This is a genomic window from Dorea sp. AF24-7LB, assembly GCF_003478575.1.
In the GTDB taxonomy this organism is placed as follows: Bacteria; Bacillota; Clostridia; order Lachnospirales; family Lachnospiraceae; genus Dorea_D; species Dorea_D hominis.
Genome location: NZ_QUFR01000012.1, coordinates 55482 through 77714 on the forward strand (window position 1 = coordinate 55482; position 22233 = coordinate 77714).

Annotated in this window: 14 protein-coding genes and 1 riboswitch; of the genes, 4 read left to right on the forward strand and 10 right to left on the reverse strand. The window is 38.5% G+C overall.

Features of this window, described 5'->3' with window-relative positions:
* Positions 1 to 8 precede the first annotated feature (8 nt).
* The 5 genes from DWY31_RS11365 to DWY31_RS11385 form a co-directional block, all read right to left on the reverse strand.
* Positions 9 to 1817 carry a GGDEF domain-containing protein gene (locus tag DWY31_RS11365; RefSeq protein ID WP_243060564.1) on the reverse strand — a complete coding sequence of 603 codons (1809 nt, stop codon included), beginning with the start codon at positions 1815 to 1817 and terminating at the stop codon, positions 9 to 11.
* A 281-nt stretch (positions 1818 to 2098) separates the two neighbouring features.
* Entirely contained in the window at positions 2099 to 3886 is a 1788-nt protein-coding gene (locus tag DWY31_RS11370; RefSeq protein ID WP_117537974.1) for an aminopeptidase P family N-terminal domain-containing protein, read from the reverse strand.
* Between the two features lie 76 nt (positions 3887 to 3962).
* Positions 3963 to 5321 carry a peptide MFS transporter gene (locus DWY31_RS11375; protein WP_118520629.1) on the reverse strand — a complete coding sequence of 453 codons (1359 nt, stop codon included), beginning with the start codon at positions 5319 to 5321 and terminating at the stop codon, positions 3963 to 3965.
* A gap of 144 nt (positions 5322 to 5465) precedes the next feature.
* Positions 5466 to 6167 (reverse strand): DNA alkylation repair protein, encoded by a 702-nt coding sequence (locus DWY31_RS11380; RefSeq protein WP_118520631.1) that lies wholly within the window; start codon positions 6165 to 6167, stop codon positions 5466 to 5468.
* A 226-nt stretch (positions 6168 to 6393) separates the two neighbouring features.
* On the reverse strand, positions 6394 to 9918 hold the full coding sequence (locus DWY31_RS11385; RefSeq protein ID WP_118520633.1) for a fibronectin type III domain-containing protein: 3525 nt from the start codon (positions 9916 to 9918) through the stop codon (positions 6394 to 6396).
* Between the two features lie 267 nt (positions 9919 to 10185).
* Between DWY31_RS11385 and DWY31_RS11390 the strand changes: the two genes are divergently transcribed.
* Positions 10186 to 10476: a hypothetical protein gene (locus DWY31_RS11390; RefSeq protein ID WP_117537977.1), complete on the forward strand. Its 291-nt coding sequence runs from the start codon at positions 10186 to 10188 to the stop codon at positions 10474 to 10476.
* A gap of 167 nt (positions 10477 to 10643) precedes the next feature.
* On the opposite strand, the gene DWY31_RS11395 is transcribed toward DWY31_RS11390, so the two are convergent.
* Positions 10644 to 12341 (reverse strand): carbon starvation CstA family protein, encoded by a 1698-nt coding sequence (locus DWY31_RS11395; RefSeq protein ID WP_118520635.1) that lies wholly within the window; start codon positions 12339 to 12341, stop codon positions 10644 to 10646.
* Positions 12342 to 13177: 836 nt separating this feature from the next.
* On the opposite strand from DWY31_RS11395, the gene DWY31_RS11400 reads away from it, so the two are divergent.
* Positions 13178 to 13864 carry an MBL fold metallo-hydrolase gene (locus tag DWY31_RS11400; protein ID WP_118520637.1) on the forward strand — a complete coding sequence of 229 codons (687 nt, stop codon included), beginning with the start codon at positions 13178 to 13180 and terminating at the stop codon, positions 13862 to 13864.
* A complete protein-coding gene (locus DWY31_RS11405; protein WP_117537980.1) occupies positions 13861 to 14217 on the forward strand; it encodes a VOC family protein in 357 nt (118 codons plus the stop codon). Before DWY31_RS11400 ends, DWY31_RS11405 begins: the two co-directional genes overlap by 4 nt.
* 95 nt (positions 14218 to 14312) lie before the next feature.
* Positions 14313 to 14388, reverse strand: a riboswitch (cyclic di-GMP riboswitch).
* 41 nt (positions 14389 to 14429) lie between these two features.
* Here the strand turns inward: DWY31_RS11405 and DWY31_RS11410 are convergent.
* Both DWY31_RS11410 and DWY31_RS11415 read right to left on the reverse strand, forming a co-directional pair.
* Positions 14430 to 16448, reverse strand: coding sequence for an ATP-binding protein (locus tag DWY31_RS11410; protein ID WP_118520639.1), 2019 nt, complete (start codon positions 16446 to 16448; stop codon positions 14430 to 14432).
* Between the two features lie 405 nt (positions 16449 to 16853).
* Complete coding sequence (locus DWY31_RS11415; RefSeq protein WP_117537982.1) at positions 16854 to 17192, reverse strand: winged helix-turn-helix transcriptional regulator; 339 nt, start codon at positions 17190 to 17192, stop codon at positions 16854 to 16856.
* A 119-nt stretch (positions 17193 to 17311) separates the two neighbouring features.
* Between DWY31_RS11415 and DWY31_RS11420 the strand changes: the two genes are divergently transcribed.
* Complete coding sequence (locus DWY31_RS11420) at positions 17312 to 17878, forward strand: flavin reductase family protein (protein WP_117537983.1); 567 nt, start codon at positions 17312 to 17314, stop codon at positions 17876 to 17878.
* Between the two features lie 59 nt (positions 17879 to 17937).
* Here the strand turns inward: DWY31_RS11420 and DWY31_RS11425 are convergent, their stop codons facing one another.
* Together DWY31_RS11425 and DWY31_RS11430 are read right to left on the reverse strand one after the other, a co-directional pair.
* Entirely contained in the window at positions 17938 to 20082 is a 2145-nt protein-coding gene (locus tag DWY31_RS11425) for an ATP-binding protein (RefSeq protein WP_117537999.1), read from the reverse strand.
* Between the two features lie 145 nt (positions 20083 to 20227).
* Positions 20228 to 22057 (reverse strand): ABC transporter substrate-binding protein, encoded by a 1830-nt coding sequence (locus DWY31_RS11430; RefSeq protein WP_118520641.1) that lies wholly within the window; start codon positions 22055 to 22057, stop codon positions 20228 to 20230.
* Positions 22058 to 22233: the final 176 nt, after the last annotated feature.

A 22233-nucleotide genomic window follows, 5' to 3' on the forward strand; every position in this document is an offset into this window, starting at 1 on the left:
ATCTTTATTTATCGCTTATACATCCAGTTCTGGAAATCGCTCTTCCGTCTCGCATAATGCTTCGCTTTCTTCTCATACATCCGCTGGTCTGCGAGCTTCGCAATTTCACGGACAGACTCCCACTGCCGTTCATCACTCCAGACTGCTCCGCAGGAGACACTCATATGCGGCACTGTGTCACCGGACCAGTTATCCACAAGCAAATCAAAATTCTGCTTAATAATCCCAAACTGTTCCTCATCTGTAAACAGGATTGTGACAAATTCATCACCGCCGATACGGTAAACTTTTCCATAATCTTCAAAGCTCTGTTTCATGCAGCCTGCAACACCGCAGAGCAACTCATCTCCGGCGGCATGTCCCAGCCGGTCATTGACTGCTTTCAGACCATTTACATCCGCGGACAGATACAGGAATTTCTTATCTGCTGTCAGTTTCTTTATATCCTGCTCATAGGCACGCCGGTTATAGCATCTTGTCAGCTCGTCTGTAGTAGATGACCGGAGCAGCTGCTCTTCTTTCCGTTTTTCATATTCAATACTTCGCACCGCAAATATTACACTCACCGGGCGTTGTTCTTCATCCTGCTGAATCGCAATAAACGACGCTTGGAACCAGCCAAGCGTTGTTCCTATAAAATCTCCGGATATATATTTCTCTCCTTCCATTCGTTCAGGAAGTGTATGCAGATCTACAAATTCTCCTGCTGCCTCCCGGTACTCTTCTACGGTTCTATTTTCCAGAAGCGCACGCATACGCACATCTGCATCTTCATAATAACTTCCTTCTATATTTTCTTCACCGATTTCAGCTCCGCCATAACGCATGATCTTATTTTCCCTAAGTTTGATCACATACATACTGTGGTTGCGCCCTGCCATCGTTGCCAGCACTGCATACTGCTCTTCCTTTTCCCTGTTTATTCTCAATACTCTTGCGATCATAATCAGAAGTATAATCGTTGCAATAAGCAGATACAACATCACACTCAGCATTGCCACTGCATTACTTCCGTTAAGATGTGTCATATCGTATACCACTCCGACTGTATAGCCATCGATATTCCGTGAAACACTCCTACTCTTGCTGATTTTTAACTGTTTCAGTTTATTGCCAATCTTTCTGGAATCCGTTGCACCATAGATCTTTCCGCTTTTTCTGTCTGCTACATAGATGTCGATTCCTTCATACACCGGCATATTGCTGACAACGGATTTTATTTCATTTCGTTTCAGTTTTTCCAGAAGACGCACCGGCTCTACACCTACCTGAATCATACGGGTTCCTGCATCATTCCATGTGATCGCATACATCATCTTCTTTCCTTCTGATGTATTCGGTGTCACATCCTGACACATCGTAAGCTTTTTATTTTTCAACATTGGTTTAAAATATGCGATCTGCTTGCCGGAGCTGAAATTATATCCGTAGTATTTCGGCACCGTTCCGCTGTAAACCTTACCGCTCTTATCAAACAGATGCACTTCATCGACAGACATCAGCTTCGCGATCTTCTGTAGTTCCGGCACATCATGCTCTGTCTTCTCATTTGCATCCAGAATATATGCTACCGCCTTTGCCCGCACCATATAATCTTCCTTCAACGACTGGATCACCTCTTTTTCGTCATCTGTATTTCTCTCAATGATCCCTGCCACTTGATCCAGCAGAACTTCTGACGTATTCCTTATGTTCCGGTTATTTACATAATCAAGAAGCCGGTCTTCCAGAAATAACGCCGATATAAGAATAAAAATAATCAGACAGACCACTTTCATCCATTTTCTTTTTTTCACTTGCTTTTTTCCAAATCTCATACTCTAACTTTCCATCCGTTATCTTTATTATCGGTCTTTTGTACATTTTACGATCACAGGTTCTTACATTCTCCATTGTCATAGCAAAAAGTAATTAATCTTCACAAACTAAGTCACTTTTATTATAGCATAATTATTGTTATAGTCATAAAAAAGATGTCAGATAATTTCTTGAATATCTTGCTAATATATAGAAACGAGGTCCTTTACTTTACGTAAAGAACCCCGCTTTGTTGAAAGATGTATAATGATTTATTCTAATTGTAATATGAAAAACTTTCTTAAATCGCTCTTGTATATTTCTTCAGCCATTCTCTTTCCTCTTCGTTAAGATGTGGCGCAATTTTTTCATATACCAGTGCATGATAATCATTCAGAAGACGTTTCTCTTCTTCAGACATCATGTCCGCTTTGATTCCGTCAAGATCCATTGGTACGTATGTGATTGTCTCAAAGCAGAGGAATTCTCCATATTCATTCTTCTTCCATTCTTTTACAAGAAGTTCATTTTCCAGACGGACTCCGTGGGAACCTTCAATATAAATTCCCGGCTCATCTGTAATAACAATTCCCGGTTCAAACTGATGAGTATCATTTTTGCGATATGCCCAGCGGAAATTTGTCGGTCCTTCATGGATATTTAGCAGGTAACCCATACCATGTCCGGTTCCATGATTAAAGTTCAATGCTCTATCCCAGAACGGCTTTCTTGCCAGAATATCCAGATTCATTCCATTGCAGCCTTTTAACATTTTTGCGCTTGCAAGCTGGAGATTACTGATTGCTACCAGTGTAAAGTGCTCTTTCATAATATTCGGGATCTCACCTAATACATAGGTTCTTGTAATATCTGTAGACCCTTCGTAGAATCCAGCTCCTGTATCTGTCAAGAATACATTTCCTTCTTTCAGCTCTACGTCTGTCTCTTTTGATGATGTGTAATGGCAAAGTGCTGCATGTTCTCCATATGCACTGATTGGTTCAAAACTTGGACGGATGAAATTTCCCTGCTCTATACGCAATTCATCCAGCTTGTCAGATGCGCTCATCTCTGTAATCTTCATCTTACCTACATTTTCTTTTAACCATTTCATAAAACGAACATGTGCAATGCTGTCTTTGATCTGTGCTTTACGGATATTTTCAATCTCTACCGGATTCTTAATTGCTTTAAAAAGAATCTCCGGATTGCGTGTGTCTACTTTTTTCATTTCTTCCGGAATGTTCTTATAAATTGCATAATTAGTCTTTGACGCATCCAGAAGTGCTGTATTTTCTATAGAAAGATGTTTCATATCTTCATATATTGCATTATACGGATGAATTGTAACACCATCTTTTGCATAAATAGCTTTCATTTCATCAGATAATTTTCTCTCATCAATATATAATAACATTTCATCCATTGTAATGACTGCATAAGACAATACCATTGGGAAGAAATCAATATCATTTCCACGCATGTTCAGAGTCCAGCAGATATCGTCCAGTGTTGTAAGAATATGTATATCTGCTCCTTCTTCTTTCATTACTTCACGGATTCTCTTTAATTTATCAGCTACGGATTCTCCTGCATATTTCTCCTCAAGAATAAATGCAGGCTCTTCAGAAAGTTTCGGGCGATCCTCCCAGAACTGATCTACCAGATCATATTCGTAAACAATTCCTCCGTTTTTCTTTCGAGCAATTGTCTCATATCCAAGACCTTCTCCCATAGATACAACACGTCCATCAAATCCGATCACACCATTTTCCGGCAGGTGTTCTTCTAAATATTCTTCGATAGTCGGAACTCCCGGCTCACGCATTTTCATAAGCTCTACGGTTGTACCTTCCATCTGTTTTGCCGCCTGGATAAAATATCTTCCGTCCGTCCACATTCCTGCCCAGTCTTTTGAGATTACAGCTGTTCCTGCAGATCCGGAAAATCCAGTCATATATTTACGTGCCTTGAAATATTCTCCTACATACTCACTCTGATGAAAATCTGCAGTCGGAATTACATAAAAGTCAATTCCTTTTTCTTCCATTAATTTTCTGAGACAACTAAGTCTTTCTTTTACTCCCATGAAACATACCTCTTTTCTGTTATATTACATGAGCTATATAATTCTGCACGAAATATATAGCTCATAAAATTCATTATTAATCTACTAACGCGGATAATCGTTTGTCTAACGCGATCATAATTGCTGCTGCCACAAAAGATACAACGGCAATTCCGATACATGCTGTCTTGAATGGAATATTTCCACCAAATAAGATTCCGTATACCGGACCGTAGCTCTTAGCTGCGATAAATGTTGCAAATCCCCACATAGACATCATCAGCGCCAGGTAACGGCTTGGGGAATATTTACTGATGAATGAATGTCCCAGTGGTGAGAAGAACATCTCTCCAAGTGTCAGAAGGAATGCAAATACGATCAGCCATAATACGCTTGCTTTGTGTCCGCCTCTTGCAATATCAATTACTGCATAGAAGATGTATCCAAGTCCGATGATTGCAATTCCAAGTCCTGTCTTTCTGAACAGACTCATGTCTCCCTGCGGTCTTGCAGCCAGCTTTTTCCAGAGTGCTGCTGTCACAGGTCCTAAGATTACACAGAACATTGAGTTTGCTGCATCAAACCATGTAGATGGAACTTCATAGCCTGCAACTACCCAGTTCATGTTATCTGCCCAGTAATAATATACCGGAAGGTATCCAAGATACCAGAAGATCCAGAAGATAATGGAGAACAGAGATGCAACAAGGATCGCACCGATACGTTTTTTCTCAATCGTAGTAAGTGGCTCTTTTTTCGTCTCTTTTTTCTCTTCTACTGTTTTTTCTGCATCAATTGCAAGCTCTTCCTGTGTCTTTGTCTTCTTGAACGGACGTTTTCCAACATCTCCGAGGAAACGCCAACATACGAAGAAATACCAGAATGCTCCAAGGAACATGATCAGTCCTGCAATTTTAAAGCAAGGAGCAAATCCTAATACTCCGTCTTTTGCAAATACATCTTTGTAAAGAATACCTACAAGGAAAGTACCTATGAATGCACCGACATTTACAAGTGTGTAACGCATAGCGAACGCCGGGTCCATCTGCTCTTTTTCAGTGATAACTCGTCCGATGATCGGTCCGTTTTTAAATAACGCAAGACCTAAACTTACAAGGAAGATCATGGCGTAAACACCAGTTGCTGTTGTTGCCACAGAACCCATATAATATCCGACTCCGGCAATCATCATACCGACCGGTGTCGTATATTTTGCACCGATATAACGGTCAACGACGATTCCTCCGAATAACGGAAGCAGATAAGAAAATGCGGTCAGGTTCGACTGCATATTTGCTGCAACAGTGTCAGACAGTCCAAGTCCTCCTGTTGCTACGGTTGCTGTTGCGAAAATCAGGATCAGTGAACGTCCCAGATAGTAAGACAGACGCTCAAAGATCTCGGTTGCGGCACATGTCCAGAATGCCGTAGGAAATCCCTTTTTCTTTGTCTCCATTTCTTTTAAACCTCTCTTTTCTCTTGTTACGCGCCGGTATTCCCCTGCCCGGCAGCTGATATAATTGATTTTATCGCTTTAATCCGATAATTTCCAACATTGAAAACATATACCAAAAGAAGAAAAACTTATAGGTTAAAATATTTACTTTTTCACACGCAACGTCCGCAGATACACCTTCTGTTCTGGCGTTATCCGGTAGCTCTCGATTGCTTTCTGGATTGTCTTATTGTGCGTCCACGTATCCATCCGCTTCTCTTCCAGATAAGGAATAATTGCTTCATACTGCTTCGCCAGCGCAGTTGCAAAATACCAGGCACGCATCATGTTGACATAGTATTCTTCCGACCGGATAGCTGCAACTTTTTCCGGATATTCCAGCTTAAATTCATCTTCCAGATAATAGCGCATCAGCATATTTATCCCAAAACGGATCGTATAAGTATGCTCCGATTCCATCCAACGGTAAACCTCTTTAATGAATAGATCCAGATGTTTCTTTACGATTTTCACAGCCAGAAGATCACAGGTCGCCCAGTTATTCACATAAGGAAGAAAACGATCCAGATCTTTTACACATTTTTCGTAATTTTTCCCCTGTTCCAGCAGAAGTCCATGTAAATTATTCTCTTCATAATACTGATGTGGCAATACTTCTACGAACTGTTTTGCTTCTTCTGTCTTTCCATACTTTTTTGCAAATGCACGTAGTGCCGGAGTCCTTACTCCGATCACACGCTCCGGATCTACCGTAGGCATCAGTTTCATATGGAAATCCCGATACCCGGTGTCCTGCATGGCAAAAAGTTCTTTTTGTACATTATCAATTACTGCCTTTTTATTCATTTTATTTCCACCTCTTATTCATTGCATTTATTATTTTCCACAACATAATCATAACATTACTTAAAGTCAACTCTATATTATACATTGTAAAAAATTCCCTTTCTTTGAATTATCAGAATTATTCTAGCGCCTCAAGCTAGCGTTAAGTCAAGCTTTTTTTGTAAAAGAAAAATCCTTTCACTCACCCGCAGGTAAATAAAAGGATTTTCCACATTTTATTTCTTATTTATTTTGTAAGCCCCGATTTTGCTTTGCTCCATGCGGAATAAAGTTTCACAGATTTTCCGTTTACTTTCACAGTCTTATAAGTGCGGATTCTTACGTAATATTTCTTCTTTGCTTTTAACTTGGAAATCGCTTTGCTCACTGTTTTATTCTTCGTGATCGTCGCGGTCTTTGCACCCTTGAACTTAGACGATGTTCCGTACTGCAACTGATATCCGGTCGTCTGTGTCGCCTGTTTTTTCCACTTCACAGTCAGCTTTTTCTTACCTGCTGTCAATTTGGAAATGCTTGTTGTCTTCGGAACGATCTTAAATGTCTTCTTCACTGTTCCGCTGTAATTATTCTTCAGTGTGATCGTAACGGTATAACTTCCGACATTCTTGCGTCCCTTCGCATAAGTTATGGAATAATCTGTTTTTGCAAGTGTCTTGCCTTTGCTGTTCTTTACTGTTACGGATGGTGTTTTCACTTTGCCGTTGTAGGTATAAGATGTTGCAGCGATCTTGATACCGGATGCTTTTGGAAGGACTTCAGAAGAAAATACATTTCCACAAACCGAACACTGCTTTTCAACTTTTCCGTCTTTGGAAGTCGTTGCCTTTGTTACTTTTTCCTTCGGTGCATCTGTGGTGCAGTTATCTTCTTCTACCGCCGTACATTCTTCCGTAGTACAGTGACGCTTATGTTTACCTTCACCGATAAACTCCCAGTCACTCCATGCATGTTCATCACTCTTCGGTATTACGAGCTGTTCCTCTGTAACGCTCTCTTTTCCTTCTTTATCAAGGAAGAGCTTTTTGCAGCGATTACATTTCCAGTAGGTCTTTTCGCCATCTTTCTGGCAAGTTGCCGGAGTTCCTTCATGTTTTGTCATATCGTGTCCAAGCGCCGGTTTGATCTGTTCCTTCAGCGTTTCGTTACAGCCTGCGTCTGTACATTTATAGGACGTAACTCCATCTTCCGTACAGGTTGCCTCTTTCACGGTCTGCTGGAAATGGTGTGGCTTCTTTGCTACGGTAACCTGGAAACTGCTGCTTATCTTTCCTACAGAAATCTTTACATTGTAGCTGCCAGACTTATTTGGATTATAATCTGTTTCTACTTCATAAGGCATATTATCTGTACTAAACAATTTTCCTGCTTCTGTAATTACTTCCAAGCCGTTTAGTTCGAGTTTTTCTCCATGATAATACGACTTCTTTACAGAATCCGTACGCAGCGTCATTGTTACAGGAGCCAGACGTATCGGATTACCTTTAACACTTGTATCATTCGTCAGATACTGTGATTTTGGTACAATTCCTACTTTATCACAGGTAAAATCATCTGTTTTATAAACAGACATACCGGAACCTCTATCCACATGTCCAACAATAACCGTATTTAACCCACTTGCATTACTACCATTATACTGAATGCAGCCGGATGATTTCAAATTGTAAGCATTTCCTACAAAAGTTCCATAATACCCATAAAACTTCATAACAGAATCATATTTATCTGAATCTGTTACCTGAAATCCCCAGCAAGTATTTATAGTTGAATCACTTACTGAGCCGACAAGCCCCCCTGCAGTACTATATGCATTTGTACACATAGCCCTCAGGCCACTCTTTTCTCTTCCTGAATAGGTAATACAGCTTTTATTTTTTACGTTTCCGGCAAGACAGCCAATACGATCATCTGCTCCGGCTATTCCGCTTGACACTTGTGAATCACGTACAATACAACCTTCCAATATACCGCCATCCAGTTCTCCTGCAACACCACCCACATAAATATGACCGCTGTCTTTTGATGCCGTTACATTACCTTCTATAACTTCACATCTGAAAATTCTTCCATTGTTTTTTACAGTACCAGCCAATGTTCCGGTACTACTATTTGAATAATTGGAGTTTTGAACAACCGTACAATTCTTTATTATCAGATCCATCACCAGACCACCGGATATTGTGTCAAACACTCCTGTTGAATTCGTTCCGGCCTCTTTGAGATTTATATTTGAAATGCTGTGTCCGTTTCCATAAAAGATGCCTTTAAAATCTGCGCTTACATACTCGAATTTTTTGTTTGAAAAGTCCAGATCTGCCAATAATGCCACATGTGACTCACTCATATTAAAACTATAATCTTTGGCAAATGCATTAAAGTCCTCTGTTGTTTTGATTGCAAACGGATACTCTTCTGTTCCATAACCACCTGATGGACCGCCTTCTTTTACTGTAAATGTATACGTGTGCAGTTTGATCTTCTGATCTGAAACAGTACAGTACATATCCACTTTAAGCTCTTTACCTTTTTCCAGATTCTTATCAAATGTAATCGTATTGCCTTCTACTTTAACAAAATCCTTATATTGTGCATCCTCTAATTCATAACTGTATTTACATACATTTCCAAATATCTTGCTGTACTTGCTTCCAAAATATGCATCCAGGATCTGTTCTGACTCCGGCAGAGAAGCGGAAGAGCCCGGTTCCACATCCATCTGGCTGTCCTTCAACGTACGGTTCGTTGTACCACCATCTCCCTGATATAACACTTTCTGATTTTCCACCGAACAGAAATGTTTATTCAGATCATAGAACATCCGGGCTGTCGTTGTTACATTCGTTTCCAGTACCGTCTTTAAATTATTCTTGATCTCGGACTTTGACAACAGGATATCCTGCCCTACCTGATAGCTGCCCAGATTATTTTGTCTGATATAAGTATTCTGATATAAGATCAGTGCCATATAATAGTAATTTGCCAGACAATAACTGTAATACGTCTGTGCTACAAACTGTTTGATCGCATCCGCAATCTGGCTGTCGCTGTAGCCTGCCAGCTTATAATATGCACATAAGATATCAATGACTGATCCCGGATTCGTCTTCTCATATTTTCCCTGGATATATTTTCCCATGTTGTTCATCAACGAATAATAATCACCGGTATATTCGATACCTTTCAGTTCATACACTCTGTCATACGCATTTTTTATAATTTCATCTTTCTTTTCTCCCTGTGATGGGTCTTCCGTATAAGCTGATTTCAGCGTAGTTTCACAGCGCGCGGTTGCTTCCAGAAACTTATTATAAAAATTAAAATAGTTATTCAGATAGTCCTCATAACTTCGTTTCTGATCTGTCTGTTCAATCTTTTTACCAAGAGCTTCGATCTGACCTTTGATTTCCTCCGTATTCTTCTGCATATCGCTTTCCAGCTTATTCAGGGAAATGCTCTGCTTATCAAGAGAGCTCTGGATATTGGCAAGTTCGGATTGTACCTCGCTTAAATCCACTTGATTTACAATAACCGTACTTCCCGGCGATTCATTATTGTTAAGTCCTAATATCTCTTTTCCGATATTTTTAAACGTACCGAAAAATGCTTCTCCTGCATCCCAGTTTTCTTTTTTTGCTGTCTCATATGCATTCATTCCGCCGCGGACAACGCAGCCCATTCTCTCAACAATTCCTAAGATGTCAAATGCTTCCACCTGCTGCATCTGCGTCACCGGCGCTACACCCGCCAGCATACACACGATCAGCAGCGTGCTTATAATCCTCTTCCACGCTTGTTTCCTTATAAACTACCTCCTTTTCGTATCAAATCTGATACTTATATAAAGGCTGAAAAAGGAAAATCCTTTCACTTATACGATCAATCATCATTGAAAATTTCTCAACTTATAACACCACAATACAAAGATTTGTAACACAGAGATGCTGTGGATATATAATTTACAAGTTTTATATTATACGTTAAAATATAAACATGATTTTTAAGAAACGAGGGAAATAGAATGGCAACTACAGAAGAACATTGCACAGGCTGTGAGAACGCCTGTCCGATCAATGCATTAAGCTGTGCAAGGGGACGCGCTCTTCACGGAATTGCTGAGACAGCAACGAAAGAAACTCTTGTCCGGAAGCTGATCCGCTGCGGTGCACGCGCCGGACAGATTGCAGATGATCTCGACAGTTGGGGATTGGAAGAAGATATGGTAATCAATGGTTTGAACAGTGAACAACAGACACAATTATCCGATGCTCTGGATAAATTAGACGAATTATGGAAGAAGAATTTCGGGTAAATCAGAGAATAAAGAACTTTTCGTTTCCATAGCAAGAGAAAAAATGAAGAAATAAGAGAAAAGGCAAGGCACGATTCTTAAGAGTCATGCCTCGCCTTTTTATTTTTTATTTTTTTACCGGAAAGTACATACTTTCCTTAATTTCATTCAATCTCTATGCTCAAACTCTAAGCTGTCGCTTTCTTATCGTCCGGTTTTTCAAGCAATTTCTTCACTCCCTGAATAGCTACAAGCACACCAAGAATCAGCAGTAATACCGCAAAGATAAGCTGTAAAGTATTTCCAACATCCAGTCCGGTTGTCATGAATGCTTTGCTTAATTTAACGATTGTCATGCTAAGTGCTGTAAATGTAACTGCCATCATGAACACCATTGGTCCCCAGAGCATGAATCCCTGACGTTTTGTTTTCTTTAAGAATACAGCGCAGGCTACCAGTGCAAGTACAGATAATAACTGGTTTGCTGAACCAAACAGTGGCCAGATCTCTGCATATCCGACTTTTGTAAGCAGATAAGCAAGTACTAAAGTAATGATGGTTGCAAAATATTTATTTGTTACTACTTTTAAGAACGGACTCATGTTGTCCTGATCTACATCGTCATCAAGGAAGAATTCCTGGAAAGAAAGACGTCCTACTCTGGCTACAGAGTCAAGTGATGTCAGTGCAAATGCAGATACTGCAAGGTTGATAAGTGTAAATACAAGGCTATGTGGTAAACCAACCACTGACAGGAAGTTTGCGATTGCTCCCGCAAAAATCTGTGGCTGTGTTGTCAATCCCTGTGCTGCTGCTTCACCTTTTGCAAAAGAAGCAACTGCGATCAGTGCTATAACTGCAAGCATACTCTCCATTAACATTGCTCCGAAAGATACAGGAAGCATGTTTTTCTCATTCTTGATCTGTTTAGAAGCAGTACCGGAAGATACCAGTGAATGGAATCCGGAAACTGCACCACATGCGATTGTTACGAATAAGATTGGGAACATATACTGTCCGTCAACATTAAAGCTTGTAAATGCTTTCAGGTTGCAGGATGGATTTGATACAAATACACCAATAACTGCTCCAATGATCATGAAGATCAACAGATAACTGTTCAGATAATCTCGCGGCTGAAGCAATGCCCATACCGGCGCCACACTGGCAACCAGGATATATGCAAAAATGATGACATGCCATACTCCAAGGCTTAAGTATACCGGGAAATGAAGTCCAAGTGCTACTGCTAATACTAATAATACAATTGCTACTGCTGTGTTTACCCATTTGTTGAATTTTGTATATTTCAGGAACATTCCAAGTCCGACAGCTTCAATGATAAATAACATAGAAGTTGTTGCTACAGCTCCGTTTGCAACTACTTTTGTAATCTTTCCGGCTTCATCTGCATTGAATCCGTTAAATGTTCCGGCTACAACATCTGCAAATGCTGCTACAACCAGAATACAGAACAGCCAGCAGAATAACAGGAATAATTTCTTTCCTAATTTTCCAATATACTCTTCAATAATGTAACCGATTGTACGTCCTTTGTTTTTAACAGATGCATACATAGATGCAAAATCCTGAACAGCGCCGAAGAATACACCACCGACCAGGATCCAAAGCAGAACCGGAAGCCATCCGAAAATAGCTGCCTGGATTGGTCCGTTGATCGGACCTGCACCTGCGATTGATGCAAACTGGTGTCCAAATACTACGTTTGTGTCAGCAGGTACATAATCAATTCCGTCTTCCATCTCATATGCCGGAGTTTTAGCATTCGGGTCAATTCCCCATTTGTTTTGAAGATAACGGCCATACAGAAGATATGCTCCTCCGAGTACAACAATGGCAATTACCATCATCAATATTCCACTCATAAAGTAATTCCTCTTTTCTTTTTATTATTTATTAGTAATCTATATAAAAAAACGCCTTTGCTGTCCTTCCGGACAACAAAGGCGGAACTTTCCGTGGTACCACTTTGTATTATTGTAATTATTGCTAATTACAATCACTTGTTACTGTCTACCCAAAATATTTTATGCAGATTCTTTATTATAATCTGTCTGTTCAACTTCTGAATAAAATTTTCTTTAAACAGTTTCTTCTGTAACGTGAAGATTACGTCCCTGCCTACTTTTTATGCTCTTCCTGATTTCGTCTGTTCAGCGGGATGCTCCTGGGTGATATCTCAAAAGTCTTTCTGTCGTTTCACACCAACCAACGACTCTCTGAATTCCAGATGTTTTGTGACGTATCCCTTTCATCGCATTTCTTATATATATGTTTTTATCAATTTATTTTTTATACATAATGTTTTACACTTTTTTGTTTTGAATTTCAAGATTATATTTCAACAACTTTATTGATTTTTCCAAGTATTTTTTATGCATATTTATAAAATTCCCGTTAATAATATACTTTTCTGTTCCATTTACAACATGCATTTGCATTATTGTAAGAATGACCATTGAACATCAGCCTGATATTATGCTTCTTTATTCCACAGGCAATGCTTATATTCATAATGAACTTTTTAATAACATCTGCGAACTAAAAAACACTTCCTAGCAAGCACATCGTGTTTTCAGTTTTTGCCTCTGGCATTATATACTGTGAAAAGGTATAATAAATTGTAACCTATAATATACATATTCTACTGCTCCGACCTGGAGTTTACAGAATATGAAAAAGTATAATAACAGGTGATATTATGCAAATAACTTACATTAACCACAGTGGATTTTTGGTTGAAACTGCGAACTGCTACTACATTTTTGACTACTATAAAGGGGAGCTTCCAAAACTTGATAAGAGTAAAGAGGTTATCGTCTTTTGCAGTCATTTTCATCCGGATCATTTCAATCCAAAGATTTTTAAGATTCTGAATGATATGGAAATGACTTATCAGGCAGTTTTAGCGAAGGATATCAGCAAAAAGAAGTACCCGGCAGGAGTGAAGATCACAACTGCTCATCATGATCAGGAATATATTCTTGACAACGGTACGCGCATCCATACACTGCTTTCTAACGACAGTGGTGTCGCATTTATCGTCAAAACAGACGATGGCACGATCTACCATGCCGGTGACCTGAATGACTGGTATTGGGAGGGTGAACCTGATGAAGACAACCGCCAGATGACCTCTATGTATCGTGCTGAGATTAACAAGATCAAGGGCGATCATTTTGATGTTGCTTTCGTCCCTCTTGATCCAAGACAGGAAAGCCACTATGCAGACGGAATGATTTATTTTCTGGATAATATAGACTGCAAAAATGTTTTTCCAATGCATTATTGGAATAAGCCGGATATAATCACCAGATTCATTACCGAATATCCACAATACCCATCACGAATCAGAAATACAGAATTAGCAAAAGGAGAAAAACTATGAGCTTTAAGATGATTCACGAAAACTACAATGTGTCCGACCTGGACAGATCCATCAAATTTTACAATGATGCACTTGACTTACATGAAGTAAGAAGAAAAACTACAGACGATTTTATCATTGCATATTTAAGCAATGATTCCAGTGATTTTGAACTGGAACTGACCTGGCTTAAGGAACACCCGCAGGCATATGATCTTGGCGAATGTGAATTTCATCTGGCATTTAAAGCAGATGATTATAAAGCAGCTCACAAGAAGCATGAAGAAATGGGCTGCATTTGCTTTGAAAACCCGGAAATGGGCATCTATTTCATTGAAGATCCGGACGGGTACTGGCTTGAAATCCTGCCTTAAACAAAACGAAGGGGGTGTCGACATAATTAACAAGTTATTTCACGGCACAACTCTAAAGGAAAAATGCACTGCCTTTTCAGGCAGTGCATCTTAAACGTTGCAACTGGCTGTCATTTTACAGACCCTATAGCTTTGCGTCTCAGCCTTTCGACTGATTTGCCAACGAATCTTTTATTTGTATTATATTGTATATTTTTCATCAATTCTGTCTATTATAAATATTTCATCATTGTTGGCACAAGAATGTTCATATCAACAGGCTTTGCAACATGAGCATTCATTCCAACAGAAAGAACTTTTTGTGTATCTTCTGCGAAGGCATTGGCAGTCATCGCAATAATCGGAATCCTGGCTTTTTTCGTATCCTTCATCTTTCGGATTGCTAATGTGGCATCATATCCGTTCATAACCGGCATCTGAATATCCATAAGGATCATCTTGTAATAACCGGCATCCGCTTTTTCAATCATATCAACGCATGCAACACCATCATTTGCGGTCTCAACAATACAGCCTTCTTCCTTCAATAGTTCTGTTGCAATCTCCGTGTTGATCTTATTATCTTCGACTAATAAGATTCGAACACCATTCAAGCAATTCTTATTGCTCAGATTACTATTTTTCTTCACTATAGAGTCTTCTTTTGATGCTTTCCTACATGGAATAGTTACTGTAAATGTGGAACCTTTACCTTGCTTGCTTTTCACTTCTATAGTTCCATCCATGAGTTCAACAAGCTTTTTCGTAATGCACATTCCGATGCCGCTGCCCTCAATATGACTGGATGTAGTGTTATGTTCTCTTTCAAAAATTTCAAAAATACGCTTTTGAAATTCCTCAGACATACCAATTCCATTATCGGTAATAGTAACGATCATATTGCACCAATCTTCTCTTTCGCAAGATTTCTGTATAACATTACAGGATATCGTACCTCCTGTATTTGTATACTTTATTGCATTGCTTATAATATTAAGACAGACTTCTGACAGGTGCGGTGCATCCATATATACATACGGATACATGATTTGTTCTGCCAGAGAGATCGTCTGGTTTTTACTTTCTGCCTGTTGTTGGAACATAATGACACAATTTTCAAAGCATTCATGGACATTCGAAACAGTGTATTCCATTTCGACCTTGTTATTTTCAATTCTTGCAATGTCCAAAACATTACCTAGCATCGACAAAAGTTCTTTTCCGCATATTTGGATTTCTTCAAGATATCTGCCAAGCTTATCTGTTTCTTTCAAATGTCTGGATGCGAGATCTGCATAGCCAATGATCGCATTCATAGGAGTCCTGATGTCATGAGACATATTATACAGAAATGATGATTTTGCTTTATTTGCACATTCTGCTTTTAATTTAGCTTCCCGCAATTCTTCCTCTTGCTTTAATTCCCGCATTTTTTCATCTGTCACATCTCGATTCGCAATCAGCACGGATGTAACATTTCCATTTTTATCATAACTCTGCGGAACAACCATGGAAAGAAACCATGATCCATTCTTCTTTTTGAATTCAGAAGACATAGATTCTTTATTATGAAGACGTGCCGCCATGGTTTGTATATCAAAAAAATCTATATACTTCTGCACAAATGGCTCTGCTATAATATCTTCTATAATCTTGAACTGAGGCTTCCAATCTGCGATATTATCTTTTATATCCAAATCTGTTTTTCGGGATCTTTTGACAAGTTCGATCTTTTTCGTTTTTAAGTTCAGCCTTGAGATTTGATAATAGGCAGTGCCTAATGCATGAAAGGCCTGCCGGTTTTTTTTCACCTGCTTTCCCAATGTAAGAGGGAACTCTTCGCCGTCCATCTGCTCCAAATCCGGTGTTGACTGATGCAGATGCTGAACCAGCCATTTTCCATTCGTCCACTTGTAGATAATCGTAAATCTTGTCTCCATTTTAAAACAGATCGAACCATCTTTAAACAGACCAATAAAATCTACTGTTCCATGTGCAAGAACATGGTCATCATCAAGCCGTTCTTCTTCCTGATGTAAATTTTGTATTTCGATTCTGATTTTACCTCTTCGTTTTATACCAACTTTAAATGATTCTAAAAACTCATGTAGATTCGTAAACAACTCATGTTTCCCGGTTCCAATCAGACTAATATTTTCATCAAAATAATTCTCTATACCAAAATCATTTATTGATTCGGCATTAATATATATTTTCAAAAGTTGCTCTGTAAGTTTTTTGAAATCATTCATACGCTTCCCTCTCTCTTAAAAAACTGAAAAGGCTTTAAGTTTTCTGTTTTATTTTTAAAATTTATCCACGTTTCATTCTCTTCCAAAAAAGTCTGAATATACATGTCAAATTGCTTACTTTATTATATCACAGCGACATATTATTCCGCCATCATTTTTCATGACATATGTTCATGACAATTTCCCCAAGAAGAAATAATAATATATTTGGTGGCTACACCCGGATCTGACTGTGCATTAAATGTACTTGCTATATATTTTAACTTTTTAATAATATTATCTTTGCGAAGATAAAAGAAATGGATTTTATGTATTGTGATTGTTGTTAGGGCAAGACCCTAACAAAGAAAAAGAGCATATGGAATTTGAATCCATACACTCTATGATTTCATAAACTTAAAGTTATTACTCTGTCAGTCGATTCTCCTCGCCCCAGACACAGAGCTGATCCAGCACCTTCATCAGCGACTTTCCACGCTCAGACAAGGAGTACTCCACCTTCGGTGGGATCTGCGGATACTCGGTACGGACGATCAGTCTATCTGCTTCCAGTTCCTTGAGATTCATGCTGAGGGTCTTGTCGGAAATGGTTTTCAGATACCGTTTCAGTTCATTGAACCGCACGGTTTCAAACTCCATCAGGCAGTAAAGAATGACCATCTTGTGCTTGCCGGAGATCAGCGACAACGTGTAGGCAAAGCCAGTGTCCTCGAAATTGGCGTTCTCAATATAGTTCTGTATCATTTACTTTCTCCTAAGATAGTACCTATCATAATTGCCAGTACTTGAATTTATAATATGCATGGATATAATTATAAGCAGGAGGAACAGTCCTGTCAATATGATCACAAGGAGGAGTTATCATGAGAACAAAACTGAAAATTACCGAAGGCATTTTTCCCATGCCGGTTCTGATGGTTGCAACTTACAACGAGGACGGCAGCGTCAATGTCATGAATGCCGCATGGGGTACCATGCAGGAGCGGGATTCCGTTGTTCTGAACCTCACCGAGACACACAAGACCGTACAGAACATCAAGACTCGGGGAGCATTCACCATCAGCGTTGCCGATGCAGCCCACATAGTGGAAGCAGACTATTTCGGCGTAGAGTCCGGCAATAAAGTTGCCGATAAATTTGCCCGCAGCGGTCTGACCGCCAGCAAAGCAGAAAAAGTAGATGCCCCTGTCATCAACGAATTTCCTCTCTGCCTGGAGTGCAGGTTCATCGAGTATCAGAATAATGAATACGGATGCGGCGTCATCGGCAAGGTGGTCAATGTCACTGCCGATGAGAGCGTTATGGTGGATGGGAAAATTGATATGTCTAAGGTCAACGCCATCGCATTTGACCCCTACACCCACGGCTATTATAAAGTCACCGAGCGTGTGGGCGAAGCATTTCGAGATGGCTTAAAGCTGAAAAAGTAAGGTGTGCAGAAAAGGAGCTTTCGCATAAGCAAAGGCTCCTTCTTATTTCTCTTTAGTGATTATTGATCAATAAATTGGGCTTCGTCCCCCCCAAGTTTTATATTTCTTATGGTTTTCTTCAACAACTTCATATCAACTGGTTTTGAAATATGAGCATTCATTCCAGCAGCGAGAGTGTGCTGCATATCCTCTGAAAATGCATTGGCAGTCATAGCAATAATCGGGATCGTCTTTGCCTGTTCATGTGAACTTCTACGGATTGCCTTCGTTGCCTCATAACCATTCATAACAGGCATTTGTACATCCATCAAGATCATATCATACTCACCGGGCACGGACTGTTCAAATGCTTCCAAAATCCTTTTGCCATTTTCACAAATAGTACACTCTGCACCTTCAAGCTTTAATAATTCCATTAGGATTTCTGCATTCAACTCATTATCCTCTGCACAAAGGAAGCGCATTCCATCCAGAATATCACTATCTGTCTCATGCATTTCTATCTGTTCTGTCGAAGAAACTACTCTGTTCTCCACAATTTTTAGATTTAAGATTACTTTAAAACTACTTCCGCGATTCGGTTCGCTTTCAACCTCAATCGTTCCCCCCATCGATTCAACCAGATTTTTAGTGATTGCCATTCCCAGACCAGTTCCCTGTATTTTGTTTGTTACGGAACTTTCTGCACGAATAAACGCGTCAAAGATAGTTTCTTTAAAATCAGCAGACATTCCCATACCATTGTCACTGACTATAAAATGATATTTTCCATATGTAGAAGAGTTTGTCTCACTTTCTTCTGCTATAAACTGGATTACTCCACCTTCCTGTGTGTACTTTATTGCATTAGACAACAGATTACTGAAAATCTGCATCAGATGAACCTTGTCGCCATTTACCCACTCATGTTTAAGGTTTTCTTTTATGATTATAAAACTCTGATTTTTTTCGTTTGCCTGTGAATGAAATATTGTATTGAGTTCTTCTATAAAATCCAGAATAGAAAAATCAGAATATTTGAAAACTGTTTTTCCAGCTTCAATCTTGCTCATATCCAAAACATCATTAATAATTCCTAATAGATGCTGAGAAGAAATAGCTATTTTATCTGTATACTCTATAACTTTTTCTTTGTCACCGGCATTATGTCTGATTAATGATATAATACCAATGATTGCGTTCATAGGTGTGCGAATATCATGCGACATATTGGATAAAAAATCTGTTTTTGCCTTATTTGCATTTTCAGCGGTCTGTAGAGCCTCAGTAGCAATGTTCTTAGCCTTTTTCAGATTTTTATTAACTTCTTCCATTTCGCTTATAGCCATTGCCTGAAGCTCATTGTTTCTTTTTTCAAATTTAACTTTTTGATTTGCAATACTGAATCTGGAAATACTGTAGAATAATCCAGCAAAAAGCAAGATTATAAATCCTGTCATGAGCATTGTAGTAAACCCAATCATTTTCTGGTATTCTTTCAACACATTATCTACTGTCGCTTTTTTTACAATACAAATCAACATCGTATTGTTGCTTTCTATCGGACAATATCCCAAATAATAAGGCTCATCTTTCCCCAAAAGTTCTACTCCCTTTTTTCTCCCCGCAATCTTTTTATTCAGAGAATCAAACTCTTTTTCTGTTATAGCATAATCACTTTTCAAATGTTTCAGTAATGAATAATTTCGAAAAAAAATGTCATCCTTCTGGTTCGTATAAGTAATATTTCCATCATCATCCAACATGAAGAGATATGCACTTCCATCATATCCTCCAAGATCTAACATGGAGTCTAATTTCGAATGATCATACACTGTTCCAATCGCTGTATAAGTTTCCCCATTAATCGTATATTCCTGACATGGAATTGCTACCAAATAACCGTCTTTTTTCACTTGTTCAAATTCAAAAGCGACCAATTTTCCAATATTAAATCCGTTTCTCAAATCCAGCAAAAGCTTACTAGGCATATCAACTTTCAGTTTTGTTCCATCTGAGGTTATAGCTTTTCCATTTTCCTGTAGAAATAAAAGTGTACTCTCAGATTCTTTTTCCCATGCCTTAAAAAAGTTTCGGTTATTATCCGTTTCAAGGGATATTTTCTTCTCTTTATGCAGATAGCTCTCAACTAAATGTAACTGTCTATAGTATCCACTCACTTGCATATCATAGGTCTGTTGAATCTGTTCGACAACAGCTTCCATACTGATTTCTCCATTTACCTCAATATATGTATTCATCCTATTCAACAGAAACTTTACAAAAACAAAACTTAAAAGAATGAAAATTATGACAAACAATGGCATTATTATTTTTTTTCTCTTAATTATCTCTTGTTCTATTTGCACTTTATTTTTCAACCTCTATATAGTCTTCTGGTGCTGACGGTTGCTGCCCATTTGACATGGCCGCAATCCATGCACTAGATAATGTTGTATCCTCTATTTGCTCAATAGCACATTTTGGATTAATTTTTTTCAAAATAGATTTTGTCGTATCCGTAAGAAGAATGGAATATTCTTTTTCTGTGTCTATTTTTTTATCATTTATTGTTATATCCTTTAATGAGAATCCGTTTTCTTCGTTTTTGACAATTATTTTCATACCAGATGCAATCGGCAATTCGTATTTTGTGGTTACATAAAAATTCTCATCAGCCTCTGTAAGGTATTTTTTAACGAGTTCATAAACCTGCTCACCGTTGAGCTTTACAAGATATAATGGGGTATCTGAATTCTTCGCTGTCATCAGACCGACCCGGCTTCTGGTGCATTCTCCTTTGTAAATAGAAGAAGTATAATAATAATATGGTGTCAGAGCCAACTGTGCATCATTTTCTTCTCTGATTGTAGTTAAAATAGATGATGCTGCATCTCGACCGCTCTTATCATTCAATGAAATGGAATACTCGTTTCCAAAATTCACTGTACTTTTTTCTTTTGAATCTTTACTATTCATTGCACTACGAAAAGCATTATAAGCCTGCATTTCATCCATTTTTCCTGATAATAATCCGTGAACAGCTTCAAGACTGGCATCGAATGATTTTTGAGCAGAATATCGGATATAAATAGAAGTATCCTTAATTTCTTCTTCCAAGCCTGGTACATTCTGCATCATTGATGGAACATCTGTGTTAAACGAAATCACACCACTTCCATCTGCAATCAGTTTTTGTCCCTGTTCCGAGTTCATACAATCCAGCACATCTAATGCTGTATCCAGTTTTTCCTGGTTTTTTTCCAATTCTTTATTGAATGCAATATTTAAGGATGGGAACATATACACAAAAGAACTATCTGAAGTCTGTGAAAAATAAGGAATACGAATTAGTTCCGCATCCATCTGATCTTGTAATTTTTGCATATCTGTAGGCTGTCCATGAAACATTGCTGATTTTCCTTCAACAAACATCTGAGTTCCTGTATTACTATTAACATTAATATCCTCTTTACTAAAATGCGAATCTTTAAGGAACTGACTTGTTTCCGAAAAAATTCTTTTCCATAGTACGTCGTCAAATTTTATTTCACCAGCTGAAGTTTCGGCTTTGTTTCGCCAGTCAATACCATCCAAACTTGTAAATTCACCAATCGCTGCCGCCTGAATTATTTCTTGATTTGACCAGTCTTCTGCAAGGTCCATCGAGTAAGGTTTTATACCCTTATCATAAAATTGCTGGCAAACCTGTACGTATTCTTCATAATTTTCCGGAACTTTGATTCCATACTGATCAAACAGTGTCTTGTTGGCAATAATCGTCTGCGGAAGTGCACAGATTGGCAACCACTGAATTTCATCATCTGTATTCTTATAATATTCCACTGCATAGGAATAGTACTTAGAAACCACATCATAAGAAGCAAAATCCATAAGATATGGCTGTAAATCCTGCGCATCCGTTCCAGAGAATCGACGTACTGTCATGATGTCCGGCAACTCACCATGCTCTTTAAAATAGCTATATAAATCAGTGTCATTATTTCCAATAATAAATTCAATATCCTGATCTGGAAACTGCTCATGGATGTAAGGAGCAATATTTTTCATTAAACGATTTTCCCACAGATACACGGTAAGGTGATCGTCCTTTTTAGATTGTCCACACCCAGCCAAAATACCAGTTACTAAAAGTACACCTGACACCAATGCGGCCAGATAATATTTTGTTTTTTGCATACGTCAAATTCCTTATTCTTTCGATTAAAACACATTTCAATATTTTCGTTTTACAAGCCCTTTAGCTTTGTGTCACAGATTTTCATCTGCTTTGTCTCAATTCTTTCAATTATAGCATTTTATTTTTTCACGTCTATATTTTTCACGTTAATGAAAAAAAAATTTTTATTTTTTCT